Origin of the sequence: Arachnia propionica (assembly GCF_003859805.1) — a bacterium.
Taxonomy (GTDB): Bacteria; Actinomycetota; Actinomycetes; order Propionibacteriales; family Propionibacteriaceae; genus Arachnia; species Arachnia propionica_C.
This window is the reverse complement of sequence record NZ_RQZG01000006.1, coordinates 152,713-166,367: the sequence shown is the minus strand read 5'-3', so window position 1 is coordinate 166,367 and position 13,655 is coordinate 152,713. Positions and strand designations below refer to the sequence as shown.

Annotated in this window: 10 protein-coding genes, 1 tRNA gene and 1 pseudogene; 3 read left to right on the top strand and 9 right to left on the bottom strand. The window is 67.9% G+C overall.

What is annotated here, in order from left to right; all coding sequences use genetic code 11:
* Positions 1–85: 85 nt before the first annotated feature.
* Together EII34_RS07075 and EII34_RS07070 are read right to left on the bottom strand one after the other, a co-directional pair.
* Positions 86–2,527, bottom strand: a complete 2,442-nt coding sequence (locus tag EII34_RS07075) for an ABC transporter permease (protein ID WP_124844341.1) — start codon at positions 2,525–2,527, stop codon at positions 86–88.
* A pseudogene (locus tag EII34_RS07070) lies at positions 2,524–3,243 on the bottom strand (ABC transporter ATP-binding protein); the annotation flags it as partial. The gene EII34_RS07075 and the pseudogene EII34_RS07070, both read right to left, overlap by 4 nt.
* A gap of 221 nt (positions 3,244–3,464) precedes the next feature.
* Between EII34_RS07070 and EII34_RS07065 the strand changes: the two are divergent.
* A complete protein-coding gene (locus EII34_RS07065; RefSeq protein ID WP_124844337.1) occupies positions 3,465–4,127 on the top strand; it encodes a Crp/Fnr family transcriptional regulator in 663 nt (220 codons plus the stop codon).
* Between the two features lie 48 nt (positions 4,128–4,175).
* On the opposite strand, the gene EII34_RS07060 is transcribed toward EII34_RS07065, so the two are convergent.
* The 5 genes from EII34_RS07060 to EII34_RS15910 all read right to left on the bottom strand — a co-directional run bounded on the left by EII34_RS07060 (position 4,176) and on the right by EII34_RS15910 (position 10,704).
* The gene (locus EII34_RS07060; RefSeq protein WP_124844335.1) at positions 4,176–6,857 is read right to left on the bottom strand and encodes an SdrD B-like domain-containing protein; all 2,682 of its coding nucleotides are present in this window, start codon (positions 6,855–6,857) and stop codon (positions 4,176–4,178) included.
* Positions 6,858–7,110: 253 nt separating this feature from the next.
* Positions 7,111–8,061, bottom strand: coding sequence for an L-lactate dehydrogenase (locus tag EII34_RS07055; protein WP_124844333.1), 951 nt, complete (start codon positions 8,059–8,061; stop codon positions 7,111–7,113).
* Between the two features lies 1 nt (position 8,062).
* Positions 8,063–9,004, bottom strand: coding sequence for a ribose-phosphate diphosphokinase (locus EII34_RS07050; RefSeq protein ID WP_395858080.1), 942 nt, complete (start codon positions 9,002–9,004; stop codon positions 8,063–8,065).
* 42 nt (positions 9,005–9,046) lie between these two features.
* Entirely contained in the window at positions 9,047–10,531 is a 1,485-nt protein-coding gene (glmU, locus tag EII34_RS07045; RefSeq protein ID WP_260425071.1) for a bifunctional UDP-N-acetylglucosamine diphosphorylase/glucosamine-1-phosphate N-acetyltransferase GlmU, read from the bottom strand.
* 91 nt (positions 10,532–10,622) lie between these two features.
* A tRNA-Gln gene (locus EII34_RS15910) sits at positions 10,623–10,704 on the bottom strand.
* A 159-nt stretch (positions 10,705–10,863) separates the two neighbouring features.
* Here EII34_RS15910 and EII34_RS07040 point away from each other — a divergent pair.
* Together EII34_RS07040 and EII34_RS07035 are read left to right on the top strand one after the other, a co-directional pair.
* The gene (locus EII34_RS07040) at positions 10,864–11,433 is read left to right on the top strand and encodes a DNA-3-methyladenine glycosylase I (protein ID WP_124844327.1); all 570 of its coding nucleotides are present in this window, start codon (positions 10,864–10,866) and stop codon (positions 11,431–11,433) included.
* Between the two features lie 97 nt (positions 11,434–11,530).
* Positions 11,531–12,148, top strand: a complete 618-nt coding sequence (locus EII34_RS07035; RefSeq protein ID WP_221620226.1) for a TetR/AcrR family transcriptional regulator — start codon at positions 11,531–11,533, stop codon at positions 12,146–12,148.
* Positions 12,149–12,228: 80 nt separating this feature from the next.
* Here EII34_RS07035 and EII34_RS07030 read toward each other — a convergent pair whose 3' ends face one another.
* Both EII34_RS07030 and EII34_RS07025 read right to left on the bottom strand, forming a co-directional pair.
* Positions 12,229–12,714 carry a MarR family winged helix-turn-helix transcriptional regulator gene (locus EII34_RS07030; RefSeq protein ID WP_124844323.1) on the bottom strand — a complete coding sequence of 162 codons (486 nt, stop codon included), beginning with the start codon at positions 12,712–12,714 and terminating at the stop codon, positions 12,229–12,231.
* Positions 12,715–12,736: 22 nt separating this feature from the next.
* Positions 12,737–13,633, bottom strand: coding sequence for a 4-(cytidine 5'-diphospho)-2-C-methyl-D-erythritol kinase (locus EII34_RS07025; RefSeq protein ID WP_124844321.1), 897 nt, complete (start codon positions 13,631–13,633; stop codon positions 12,737–12,739).
* Positions 13,634–13,655 lie beyond the last annotated feature (22 nt).

Below are 13,655 nucleotides of genomic sequence, written 5' to 3'. Positions count from 1 at the left end.
CTTGGGACCCGGCGGGAGACACGGCGACGCCCCGCCGTCACTCGGTGACGGCGGGGCGTTGCTCCGTTGTGGTTCGCGCCCGGGGTCAGTCGGCGGCCAGCGCCTCCGTCGGGGTGGCGTTCGCGGCACGACGGCCGGGCAGCACCGAGGCGAGCGCCGCCGCCAGGATGCACACCAGGATCAGACCTCCGGTGTAGAGCAGGTCGACCGAGAACACCGCATCGATCTTCTGGTCCTCCGGGAACATGTTCAGCGATGTGGTCACACCGACCCAGCTGAAGAACACCCCGGCCAGGATGCCCACCCCGACACCGACCGCACCCAGCAGGAGCGCCTCCACCAGCAGCATCTTCCTGAGCGAGGACCGCTGCATCCCGAGCGCCCGGAGCAGGGCCGACTCGCGTTGCCGCTCCAGCACCGAGAGACCGAGCGTGTTGCCGACGCCCACCAGTGCGATCACCACGGCCACACCCAGCAGCCCGGTCAGCACGATGAGCACCACGTTGATGACCTGCTCCATGACCCCGGCCAGCACCGCGCTGCCCCCGGTCTGCAGACCCTCGCGCCCCTCCAGGATCTTCATCACCTCGTTCAGTCCTGACATCGAGGTCCGGTCCACGAGTTTCAGCCACACCTCGCGCATCTCGGCGGTGCCGGTGATCTGCTCGAAGGTGGCCGAGGACACCGCGGCCTCGCTGGACTCCACACTGTCGGAGCCCACCACCTTGAGGGAGCCCGCACCCGGGACCTCGACGGTCTCCGGCAAGAAGTCAGTGGCCCACCTGCCCACCACGATGGTGCCGTCCGAGGCCGCGAGTTTGTCGGAGAGCCCCAGCTGTTCCCGGGCCGGGTTGACGTTGCGGACGATGAACTCGAACGGCTCGCCCTGCCTGTCGGTGACCGCGATCGTCCTCGACGACACCTCGGCCACCGCGCTCACGGCCCCGGCCGCCCTGAGCTCATTGATCAGCGCAGGCTCCAGGGGTTTCTCGGCGCGCACCAGGATGTCCACCGGATAGCGTTCGTTGATGGCCTGCACCGCGGAGCTGCGCATCGTCGACACCCCGACCTGCAGGGTCACCACGAGCCCCACAGCGAGCATCAGTGCCACCGCGGTGGCGGAGGCCCGACGGGGGTTGCGCACGGAGTTCGCGACCGCCAGGCGGACCGTCGGCCCGGTGGCGGAGAAGAGCCCGCCCACCACACGGATGAGGAAGCTGACGTAGAACGGGGCCGCCAGCAGCACGGCGAGGGACAGCAGGCCACAGCCCGCGATCGCCCACAGCAGACCCGCCTTCTGGTCCTGGAAGGCAGGCAGCAGCAGCGCTCCCCCACCGAGTGCGAACAGCACGCAGAACACGCCGCGCACGATGCCGAGGCGCTTGCTCTGCGCCGCCGTCGGCACCACCTGCAGGGCCTCCAGCGGGCTGATCCGGGTGGCCCTCAGCGACGGTCCGATCACGGAGACCACCGTGGCCAGCACTCCGGCCAGGACGGCGAGCAGCAGCTCACCGGCCGGGAAGGCCAGCCCCCAGGCGAGAGAGCCTGTGTAGAGGGAGACCCCCAGGGCCACGAGGTATCCGATCCCCACCCCGAGCAGGGAGCCCACGAGCCCCAGCAGGAAGGCCTCGATCACCAACCGTCCCGCGACCTGCCCCGAGGAGGCCCCGACGGCACGCAGCAGCCCGATCTGCCGACGCCGCTGGGTCAGCAGGATGGTGAAGGTGTTGGCGATGATGATCATGCCGACGATCAGCGAGATGCCGGCGAAACCGAGCAGCATGTTGCGGAAGATCTCGAACCCACCGGTGAGCTCCTTCAGGTAACTGGCACGGAAGGCCTCCGCGGTGGTCACCTCGAGATCAGCACCGAAGTCCTGGCCCAGCTCAGCCGTGATCCGGGGAATCGTGGCGTCGGGGGTGCCGGTGCGCACCAGCATCGCCGCTGTCTGACCAGCCTCCATCTGCGGGGCGAAGTAGCCGACCCCACCGAACAGGGGGGCCGGGTCATCGGTCAACCCGACGACCTTGATCTCGGCCTCACCGGTCCCCTCCTCATCGGCCTCTCCACCGCCGAGCCCCGCCGTGACGACATCTCCCACCCGCGCGCCGAGCTTCTCGGCGCTCTGCTTGGACAGGGCGATCTCATCGGGTGCGCTCGGCCAGGAGCCCTCGAGGAGCCCGGACCAGCGGAAGTTCTCCGCGGGAACCGCGTACAGGGCGTAGAACTCCGACCGGTCTCCCTTGCTGAGCGGGGCCTGGGTGGTCTTGAGTGCCAGGACATCGTCGACCCCGTCCACCGTCGCGATGCGCTCGGTGATCTCGGCGGCCTCACCCTCCACCCCACTGACCACCACATCGGCCTTGGACAACCAGAGCGTGCCCTTCTGCCCGACGGCGTTCTCCTCAGTACGGACCCCCACCACGATGGCGGCCATGAAACCGACGCTGATGGCCACCGCCAGCAGCGTGGCGACGAAACGACCCGGGTGCAGCCGGATCTCGTTGACGGCATCGCGGATCATCATGCCCCCAGACGGCCGAGGCTGGACAGCATCAGGTCAGCGGTCGGGTGCTCCACGTCGTCGACGATGCGACCGTCGGAGAGCACCAGGGCGCGGTCCGCATAGGCCGCCGCCTTCGGGTCGTGGGTGACCATGATGATGGTCTGTCCCCGGTCCCGGGAGCAGCTCTGCAGGTAGGCCAGCAGGGCGGTCCCGGCACGGGAGTCCAGAGCACCGGTCGGCTCATCGGCGAAGATCACGTCGGGTTTGGTGACCATGGCACGGGCGATCGCGACGCGTTGCTGCTGACCTCCCGAGAGCTGACTCGGACGATGCGTGAGCCGATCCGCGATCCCCAGGGAGGAGACGATCTCGTCGAACAGGGCCCGGTCCGGCCTGGTCCCCGCCAGCTCCAACGGCAGCAGGATGTTCTGCTCCGCGGTCAGGGTGGGCAGCAGGTTGAAGGCCTGGAAGACGAAGCCGATCCGGTCCCGACGAATCCTCGTCACCTCCTTCTCCGGCAGCACGGTGAGATTGGACTCACCGATGAAGGCGCCCCCACTGGTGGCACGGTCCAGGCCCGCCATGCAGTGCATGAGCGTCGATTTTCCCGATCCGGATGGTCCCATGATCGCGGTGAACGACCCCTGGGCGATGGTCAACGAGACGTCGTTGACGGCGATGACGGGGCGGGGACCATCCGCACCGAAGGTCTTCGTGAGGTGCTGGGCCCCACAGGCGGGGGCCACGGTGGTCGTTGGCTGGGAAGTCATGGTTCGCCTTTCAACACGGAGTGTTCCTGCACCCACCACGCTATTGACAACGCGCCCGGAAACCATCGCCCCCAGGGCCTGAAAAGTCGTCCGCCGACATGGACCGGGGCACGACTTCCGTGCGACCTCGATGGGCCTCTGGTTCGATCTCGGGACGAAGCCTCGGCCCATCGGCCTACACTACGGCCATGCGTGCCGTGAAACCCCTCGTCGGAAGCCAACTGGAGCACAAGGTGGTCAAACAGTTGGAGACCACGGTGGGCGGAGCGCTCCCCAACCTTCCCGCCATCACCGCCATGGCGGTCGTCGCGACGCTGAATCGGGGGGATCCCCTGCCCGGCGGCAACCAACCGATGATGTGGTGGGTGTGGGAGGGCACCCTCAGCTCACAGTTCGACCTGGCGGAGCGCACCCACATCGCCGGTTTCCTGGAGACCGGTGACATCTTCATCAGCACCTTCCCCCGGGAACTGGGGGAACTGTTGGGACTGTCGACGGCCCATCCGGTCTACGACTCCCCACTGGTCCAGGCCAGGAAGCGAGGGGTGGCTCTGGAGCGGGCCAGACTGGTCGGCGTCGGGCTCGGACTCATCACCGACTTCGCCCGCAGACACGCCAACTGGCAGGCCCTGCTCAACATCAGCGTGCTGCGTCTGATGACCTTCCACATGAACCGCGAGTACCAGTTCCTGACCATGAACGCCGAGCAGCGCTACCTGGCCTTCCTGGAGGAGTTCCCACGGGCCGCCTCCCTCGTCTCCCAACGGCAGGCGGCCAACTACCTGGGTCTGACCGCGGTCGGACTCAACCGGGTGGTCTCCCGACTCCGACGCGAGGGCCGTCACCCCTGAGCAGCGGGCAGGACCCCCGTCGACCGGTGTCGACGGGGGTCCTGGCGCTCAGTGCCCGGTCTTGGGCAGTCCCGGCCGGGTGGCAGGGGGCTGCGGCTTGTTCGGGGTCTCCCTGGGCGGCTGCGGCGTTGACGGCTGCGGCGTGGGCGGAACCTCCTTGGTCGGCTCCGGCCTGACCAGGCCGGCATCGATCGTCGGATCGTCGGCCCTGCCGGGCGCGACCTCGTTCATGCCACTGGCCGGGCTGGTGAACCGCACCGTCCCGTTCGGATCGACATCCGAGTCGGTGGCGTCATCACCCTGGTTCGCCGTGGTCCAAGCGGCCCCGGTCGGCAGGGTGAACAGCATCTGGTACTCCGTGCTGGGCTGCAGGTCCCGGAAGGCGTACCAGCCGTTGTCATCGGTGGTGGTCTCGGCAACGGTACCGCCCTGCCCGTCCTTGAGGACCACGCTCACCCCGGCAGCGGGCTTCTCGCCCTCATCCTGCTGGCCGTCGCGGTCGTCGTCCCACCACACGCGATCCCCGACGGAGACCTTCGGCCACACGATCCCGGCATCCAGCGTGGGGTCGTCCGCCTTGCCGGGCCCGGCCTCGTTGCGTCCCTTCGCGGGGGCGGTGAAGGCGAGGTTGCCCTCGGCGTCGACATCGGAGTCCTTCGCGTCATCCCCACCGGTCACGTCCTGGGTGGTGAAGACACCGTTCTCCGGTGCGGTGAAGGTGAGCCCGTACTTCTGCCCCGCCACCAGGTCGACGAAGTAGTAGTAGCCCTCGGCGTTGGTGGTGGTGCTGCGCAGCTCCTTGCCGTCGGCGTCCTTGAGGGTCACCTTGACATCGGCGATCGGGGCCTCGCCCTCGGACTGCAGGCCGTCGCGGTTGACGTCGTGCCACACGTGGTCACCGATGGACACGGGGATCTCGTTGGCGCGGTAGGTGTTGGTGACGGTCACGGTGTTGGCCCCACCCTTGGCGATGGTGACGGTCTCGCCCAGGTCCTTCGAGACGATGCTGTGCTCGGCGATCAGCACGTCGTCCTCGCTCGTGATGCGGCAGCTGGTGCCGACGGGGAACTCACCGACGGTGCTCTCCTTGCCGGGACGAATGGTCAGCTTGCCGGTGGCCGGGGTGTTGCGGTTGCCCATCGAGTCACACTCGTAGGCGACGGGGAACTCCTGGTCGGCCCCCAGACCCGCCGGGACGACGTTCTTGGTGACCTTGAAGGGGGCGAACTCCTTCGGCAGCCAGGTGTTGGTCAGCTCCAGGGCCAGTGCCTTCTGGTCGACGACGGCGAAGGTGGCGGAACGGCCGTCCGGGGCGATGGTCACGCCCTGCTCCGAGGAGGAGAAGCGGAAGTCACCCCACAGGCCGGTCTCGGGGGCCGGGTTCGCGGAGATGACCTCCTCCGTGACGGTGACCTTCGTGCCCTCGGGGAAGGTCTCCTCGTAGGTGGTCCCGATGCCGACGGCGACGGTGTACTTCGTCGGGTTCGACGGTGCCTTCCAGTCGGGGTAGTCCGCGGCGGTCCTGCCCTGGGGCAGCTCGTAGTTGATGGTCACGTCGAACTTCTGATCCGCCGGGAAGCCGGCGCCGTCGACCAGCTTGACCACCTTGAAGGAGCCGAAGCCCTTGCGGTAGCGGATGGTGGCGTCGAAGGTCTGGACGTAGTGGGTGGCGGCGGTGACGGTGTGGTTCCTGCCGACGAACTCACCGCTGTTCTCGTAGCGCTGACCACGGGTGATCTTCGCCCCCTCGGGGAAGGCGGTGTGGTAGGTCAGGTTGTAGTTGCACTCCTGCTTGAAGGGGCCGGAGTACTCGACCTGCATCTCGGTCCTGGCGTCGTTCTCGACCATGCTCAGGGTGAATCCCTTGCCCAGGTCCTTGCCCACCCGGGCGACCTCCTTGGAACCGTAGCCGTGAGGAACACTCGGGTCGGGACAGATCTCGCTCAGGGTGCCGACGCGCTGGTCACCGGCGTTCGTCGCGAGCAGGTGACCGGAACCCAGCCGGTCGGTGATGACGACGGTCTCACCCGGCTTGTAGTGCTTCGCGAGCCAGGGTCCACCGGCGTAGATCGTCCACTGGATGGCGGTCGACTCGCGGTAGGGGGAGGAGGCCCACTTCCCGGCCCAGTTGCTGGAGGTGAAGGGGGAGGGACCGATCGGTTTGCCGTAGGGCAGGGGGACGGTCTCGATCCTGCCGTTGATGGTGATCTCGGCGGTGGCGGAGTCGCTGACGTCGTCGATGCTCATCCCGATGTCGACGGTGCCCGCCACGTCGTGCATGCCACGGATCGCCTCACCGAAGGTGCAGGTGACCTCGGGGACGTTCTTGTACCAGGGCTGCCCGGACGGCGCGGGGATGTTCCGTAGCACGCAGGAGCCGGCCTCGGAACCGTCGGCCGCCTTCATCGGGAAGGTTCCCGTCTCACGGATCTGCATGTAGGCCGGGGGCGTGACGGTGAACGAGTCACCCGGTTTGACCGAGGCCTGGGAGGCGTCGTAGCTCAGTGAGAACTTGACGCGGCTCCCGACGCTGAGCGTGCCGTCATTGATGACGGCCCCATCGGTGTTGGTCTCGTGGAGCGTCAGCTCCGAGAAGGTGATTCCCTTGTTGTCATCGGCCCGGGCCTCCTGCGCGGGTCCGGCGATGAGGAACATCGCCAGAACCGTCAGAAGTCCCGTGACCACGGCCACCACGCGTTGACACGCGTTGGCCTGCAGTGACGGCTGCATCTTCACTCCTTCAGCTTCACCTGGAACGGTCAGGGTGGCCTCAGGAGCCCTCCCTGCACAACGGAAGGAGAGTATCGAAAGTTAAGGTGAACCGAAAGGCGGACAGCATGTCATCACTTCTGGCCTTTCGGCTGACAGGGTGCTTGAAACCGCGCAGTCACGCGACGCAGCCCTGTCAGGACAGCATCGCGAACCACGAAAAGTTGTTTAACTTTCGATCAGGTCGACTGCTCACATCGCCGTCGGGACGGCATCAGAACCCGAGCGTGGACAGGGTGTACCGGATGGCCTGGGCGGACTCGTGCATGCAGCCCAGCTCCCCGTCGGTCAGCGGGAGACGCAGCTGTCTCCCGGCACCGGAGCGGTCCACCAGTGTCGGCACCGACAGGCAGACGTCCTTGATGCCGTACCAGTCGTCGACGAGGCTGGACACCGGCAGCACCCGGTGCTCGTTGCGCAGCACCGACTCGATGATCCGGGTGCCGGCCAGGCCGATGGCGTAGTTCGTCGCCCCCTTGCCCGCGATCACCTCGTAGGCGGCATTGACCACCTGATCGGCGATCGTGTCACGCATCTCCTCATCGAGCACCCCGTACTGACGCGCCCAGTCCAGCAACGGCACCCCACCGATCGTCGCGGAACTCCACAACGGGATCTCAGAGTCCCCGTGCTCACCCGCGATGTAGGCGTGCACATTGCCCACCGCCACCTGACAGGCCTCCGCGACGAGGTAGCGCAGCCGGGAGGAGTCGAGCACCGTCCCCGACCCGAACAGCTGGTTGCGCGGCAGCCCACTGATCTTCAACGCCGCATAGGTGGTGACGTCGACGGGGTTGGTCACCATGAGGAAGATCGCCTCCGGGGAGCGCTCCACCAGTGGTGGCACCACCTTCTTCATCAGCCCCACCGTCGAGGCCGCCAGATCCATCCGGGTCTCCCCCGGCCGCTGCTTCGCACCGGCCGTGATGACCACGACGTCCGAGCCACGCGTGATCTCCGGGTCGTCGGCACCGGTGATCCGCACCTGGGGCATGAACTGGCTGCCGTGCGCCATGTCCAGGGCCTCGGCCCGAACCTTCGGGCCGTTGACGTCGTAGAGCACCACCTCACGGGCGACACCCTTGATCAGGCTGGCATAGGCCAGCGACGAGCCGACCGCACCGGCCCCCACGACACACAGCTTGTTGACCCCACGAACTGTCATCTCATGCCTTTCCGCCGAACAGGGACGTCACAGAACCATCCATGAACACGGCGTTGATGGCCTTCGCCAGCAGCGGGGCGATCGACAGCACCGTGAGATTCGCCACGGGCACCGCCGTGCGGATGGGAAGGGAGTTGGTGACGATGATCTCGGACATCCCCGAGCTGTTCAGCCGCTCGGCGGCCGGTCCCGAGAACACCGCGTGGGTGGCCGCGCAGATCACCTGGCGGGCACCACGTTCCTTGAGGGCCAGCGCGGCCTGCGTGATGGTCCCCGCCGTGTCGATCATGTCGTCGACGAGGATGCAGACCTTGTCCTTGACCTCCCCCACCACCTCGTGCACCGCGACGGTGTTGGCCTTCTCGTGGTCCCGGCGCTTGTGGATGATGGCCAGCGGGCAGCCCAGCTTGTCGGTCCACATGTCGGCCAGCCGGACCCGGCCGGCATCCGGGGAGACCACCGTCATGTCCGAGGTGTCGTAGTTGGCCTTCACGTGGTCGGCCAGCACCGGCAGCCCCCACAGGTGGTCCACCGGGCCGTCGAAGAAGCCCTGGATCTGGGAGGCGTGGAGGTCCACGCTCATGATCCGGTCCGCCCCCGCCGCCTTGAACAGGTCCGCGACCAGCCGGGCGGAGATGGGCTCCCGGCCGAGGTGCTTCTTGTCCTGCCGGGCGTACGGGTAGAACGGGGCGACGACGGTGATGCGCTTGGCCGAGGCCCGCTTCAACGCGTCCACCATGATGAGCTGCTCCATGATCCACTCGTTGACCGGAGCGGTGTGGCTCTGGATCACGAAGGCGTCGCAGCCCCGCACCGACTCCTCGAACCGGACGTAGATCTCGGAGTTGGCGTAGGCCAGGGCCCGGGTGGGCACCAGGGAGGCCCCGAGGGTCTCCGCCACCTCCTCGGCCAGTTCCGGGTAGGCGCGCCCGCTGAACAGCATCAGGTGCTTGTTGTTCGCCGTGAGGTTGGTCATCTCGGTGGTTCAGCCCTTCTGCTTGGCGCGCGATTCGGTGACCGCCGGATGGACGGTGCCGTCGTTCTCCTCGGCCGCCCGGGCGGCCTTCGAACCCGGCCGCCGTTTCGCCACCCACCCCGCGACGTTGTGCTGGCGACCGCGTGCCACGGCCAGGTCACCGGCGGGCACGTCATCGGTGACGGTGGACCCGGCCGCGACGAAGGATCCGTCGGCGATGTCGACGGGGGCCACCAGCACCGAGTTGGACCCGATGAACGAGGCCTTGCCGATGTGGGTGGTGGACTTGTTGACCCCGTCGTAGTTGGCGAAGATCGTGCCGGCTCCGATGTTGCTGCCCTCGTCGATGACGGCATCCCCCACGTAGGACAGGTGAGGCACCTTCGATCCCTCTCCCAGGATGGTGTTCTTCGTCTCGACGAAGGCACCCACCTTGGAGTTGCCGGCGAGCTGGGTGCCGGGTCGCAGGTAGGAGAACGGCCCGACGGTGGCACCGTCGCCGATGATGGACAGCGAGGCGTGGCTGCGGATCACCTCGGCATCCACGCCGACCTCGACGTCGGCCAGCGTGGTGTCCGGGCCGATCGTGGCGCCGACCCCGATGGTGGTGGCGCCCTGGAGGATGGTCCCGGGCAGCAGGGTCACGTCCTGGGCCAGGTCCACGTCGATGTCGATCCACGTGGTGCGGGGGTCCACGACGGTCACGCCGTCACGCATCCACCGTTCGACGATGCGACGGTTCAGCTCCTCGTTCATGCGGGCCAGCTGGACCCGGTCGTTGACCCCCTCGGTCTGCCACACGTCGTCGATGACCATGGCCCCGACCCCTCGCCCCTGGTCGTGGGCGAAGCGGAGGACATCGGTGAGGTACTGCTCCCCCTGGGCGTTGTCGGTGCCGAGCTGACCGAGAGCGGTGCGCAGCGTCGCGGCGTCGAAGACGTAGATGCCCGAGTTGATCTCACGGATGGCGCGTTGCCGCTCGTCGGCGTCACGGTCCTCGACGATGCCGACGACCCTTCCCTCGACCCGGATGATGCGGCCGTATCCGGAGGGATCGTCGACCTCGGCGGTCAGCACCGTGACGGAGTTGCCCTCGGTGCGGTGGGCGTGGAGGAGACGTTGCAGGGTCTCACCCGTCAGCAGGGGCACGTCGCCGTAGGTGACGACCACCTCGCCGTCGAACTCGGGAAGCCCGGCCAGACCACAACCGACGGCATGTCCCGTACCGAGCTGTTGATCCTGGACGGCGGTGGTGACGGTCTCGTTGAGGGACTCGAGGTGCTCCGCCACCTGGATGCGCTGGTGTCCGACGACCACGACGAGGTGGATCGGGTTGAGTGCCGCGGCTGCGGAGACCGCGTAGCTGAGCATGGAGCGCCCACACACCTCGTGGAGCAACTTCGATCGTCTGGATTTCATCCGGGTGCCCCCGCCTGCGGCGAGAACCACCACTGCCTGGACTGGATCTGGGGTGGTCACGAGGTGGTCGCTCAACTGGGTCTCCTCCCTGGCAGGCTGGCCCGTTCGGGCCTCACGCGGCCAACAATACCGGGGGTGGCCGGAAGACAGGGGGTGTGTCACGTGGTGGCTCCCCGGGTAGGAGTCGAACCTACTTCGCTTGTCCTGATTCAAAGTCAGGCGGGCCCTGCCGAAAGACCAACCGGGGATCGACCTGTGTTGCAGGCCATGGGTCATTCTAGCGCTCCCGGGGGTTGTCCACAGTTCTGACGATTTCTGGTCCGGGATGACTTCTCGCCGGTGCGCGTGCCCATGATGGTGACAACAGGAGATCAGCCCGGAGTGGGACGAGTCACGAGGAGGTCATCATGGAGCGGTGTTTCGGGACGGGGGATCCGCTGTACGAGAGGTACCACGACGAGGAGTGGGGCCGCCTCGTGCCAGATGAGCCGGATGAGGCCCCGTTGTTCGAGCGGATCGCCCTGGAGGGTTTTCAGGCGGGACTGAGCTGGGTCACGGTGCTGCGGAAACGGGAGGCGTTCCGGAGGGCCTTCGCGGACTTCCACCCGGGTGTCGTCGCAGCCTACGGTGAGGACGACGTGACCCGGCTGATGGGTGATCCCACACTGATCCGCAACGAACGCAAGATCCGTGCCGCGATCAACAACGCGCGTGCCGTGGTCGTCCTGCACGGGCGCGGCATGCGGCTGGGGGACCTGCTGCGTGAACACGCCCCCGAGCCGAGGGCCTCGCCGCCACGGTCACCGGTGGACATCCCGGGGAGCACACCGGAGTCGGAAGCCCTGAGCGTGCGGCTCAAGGAGCTGGGCTTTCGTCTCGTGGGCCCGGTGACGATGTACGCCACGCTCCAGGCCGTCGGCCTGGTCAACGACCACCTCGCCGGGTGTCCGTGGCGGCATGGCCCGCCACCGGGGTGAGTGGTACGGGCCCCGGCTTGGGATTCGCCCCCGGATCGGCCAGACTGAGGGCATGCCCACGTCCGCCCGCGCTCGCACCAAACGCACCCGCGTGAGGTTGTCCGCTGCGGAACGTCACGAACAGCTGCTCCTGATCGCCCGTTCGGTGTTCGCCGAGCGTGGCTTCGAGGGTGCCTCGGTGGAGGAGATCGCGGCCCGGGCCGGGGTCTCCAAGCCGGTGGTCTACGAGCACTTCGGCGGCAAGGACGGCGCGTACCAGGAGGTGGTGGAGCAGGAGACCACCCGGCTCCATGCCACCATCCGTGACGCGTTGACCACACCGGGGGCCAGGGCCCGCGAGACCCTGGAGCGCGGGGCGCTCGCGCTGCTCGACTACATCGACGCCTTCCCGGATGGGTTCCGCATCCTGTCCCGGGACTCGTCGCTGGCCAACCCGAACGGCTCGTTCGCCTCCATCCTGAGTGAGATCGCGATGCAGGTGGAGGACATCCTCGCCTCCGAGTTCGCCCGGTTGGGCCTGGACCCGGCCTTCGCACCGCTCTACGCGCAGGCCCTGGTGGGTCTGGTCACCATGACCGGCCAGCAGTGGTTGGAGACCCGGGAACCGGATCGTCTGGTGGTGGCCCGGCACCTGATCAACCTGGCCTGGAACGGCATGGCCAACCTCAAGGCGGACCCGCACCTGTTGGTGGAGCGGCTCGGGGGCAGGTCCTGAGCGTTCATCCCGTGGTCGCGCAGCCGCCACGGGGAGCACCTCCCGGGGGTTCCCGAAGGAGTGACGGTCCGGCGGGGCCCTCAGGCGCTGGAGTCCGCCAGGAGTCTGCGCAACATCTCGGCCAGGACGTCGCGGTCCTCAGGGGACCACGCGGCCAGGAGCCGTTCCTCCATGACCACGAGGGCCTGCAGCGCTCGGTCCACGGCCTTGCGTCCCTTGGAGGTCAGCTCCACCACGACACCCCGGCCGTCATTGGGATCCGACTCCCGGAGCACGAGATCTCGGGCACGGAGCCGGTCGACGCGGTTGGTCATGGTGCCGGAGGTGACATGGGTGAGCTGGAGCAGCTGACCGGGCGAGAGCCGGTAGGGGTGCCCGGCCCGGCGCAGCGCCGACAGCACGTCGAACTCCCAGATCTCCAGATCGTGTTCGGCGAAGCATCGCTTGCGCTCGGTGTCGAGGATCCCGGCCAGGCGGGTGATGCGTGACCAGATGCCGAGCGGGGAGGTGACGACCTCCGGCAGTTCACGTCCCCAGGCGGCGAGGACCTCGTCCACCTCGTCCATGGGCACCTCCTGGTCGTGGGCACTACTCGATTCGGGCCCCCGGGACGGGGCCGACCGCGCGTCGGACGGCACGGACCCTTGAGGATACCCGCAGGGCCTCCCCCACCTGAAGGGACAACGCCTCACTGTCACACAGGAAGGCGATGGTGGGGCCAGAGCCGGAGACCACCGAGCCGAGGGCACCGGCCCCCATCCCGATCCGGATCACCTCGGCCAGGTCGGGTTGCAGACTGAGGGCCGCCGCCGCGAGATCGTTGGTGAGCAGCTGCGCGACACCTGCCACGTCGCCCTGCTCCAGGGCCGTGAGCAGTTCGGGGGCCACCTGTGTGGGCCGGGGTGAGGTGGTCCGGTCGAACTCCTTGAACACCGCGGGGGTCGACAGACCGCTGTGGCTGAGTGCCAGCACCCAGTGATGGGTCCCCGTGGTCCGGAGCGGACGGAGCTGTTCGCCGCGACCGGCGCCGATCGCGGTTCCACCGTGGAGCAGGAAGGGCACGTCCGACCCGAGTTGCGCGGCGAGCGGATGGAGGTCGTCGGTGCGCAGCCCCAGCCCCCACAGCTCATTGCAGGCGACCAGCGCCGCTGCGGCATCGGCCGACCCACCGGCCATGCCGCCTGCGACCGGGATGTGCTTGTGCACGAGGAAGTCCACCCCGGCGTCACGCACCCGGTGCGTCTCAGCGAGCAGCCTGGCGGCCCGGGTGACCAGATTGGTCCCGTCGACGGGCAGGAAGCTCGCCCCTTCACCGCGGAACGTGAGCCGGAAACACCCCGGCTCGGCGGAACGTGCCCGCACCTCGTCGTGGAGCGACACCGCCTGGAAGACGGTCCCGAGCCGGTGATACCCCTCGGGATCGGTCTCCCCGACCAGGAGCGCCAGGTTCACCTTGGACGGGACCTTGACCACGACTTCAGCCACGTCCTCAACCTAGCACCCACCT

Excerpts from the sequence above, each read along its gene's own strand:
- EII34_RS07075 (WP_124844341.1), bottom strand. The coding sequence starts at position 2,527 with ATGATGATCCGCGATGCCGTCAACGAGATCCGGCTGCACCCGGGTCGT.
- EII34_RS07065 (WP_124844337.1), top strand. The coding sequence starts at position 3,465 with ATGCGTGCCGTGAAACCCCTCGTCGGAAGCCAACTGGAGCACAAGGTG.
- EII34_RS07060 (WP_124844335.1), bottom strand. The coding sequence starts at position 6,857 with ATGCAGCCGTCACTGCAGGCCAACGCGTGTCAACGCGTGGTGGCCGTG.
- EII34_RS07055 (WP_124844333.1), bottom strand. The coding sequence starts at position 8,061 with ATGACAGTTCGTGGGGTCAACAAGCTGTGTGTCGTGGGGGCCGGTGCG.
- EII34_RS07050 (WP_395858080.1), bottom strand. The coding sequence starts at position 9,004 with ATGCTGTTCAGCGGGCGCGCCTACCCGGAACTGGCCGAGGAGGTGGCG.
- EII34_RS07040 (WP_124844327.1), top strand. The coding sequence starts at position 10,864 with ATGGAGCGGTGTTTCGGGACGGGGGATCCGCTGTACGAGAGGTACCAC.
- EII34_RS07030 (WP_124844323.1), bottom strand. The coding sequence starts at position 12,714 with ATGGACGAGGTGGACGAGGTCCTCGCCGCCTGGGGACGTGAACTGCCG.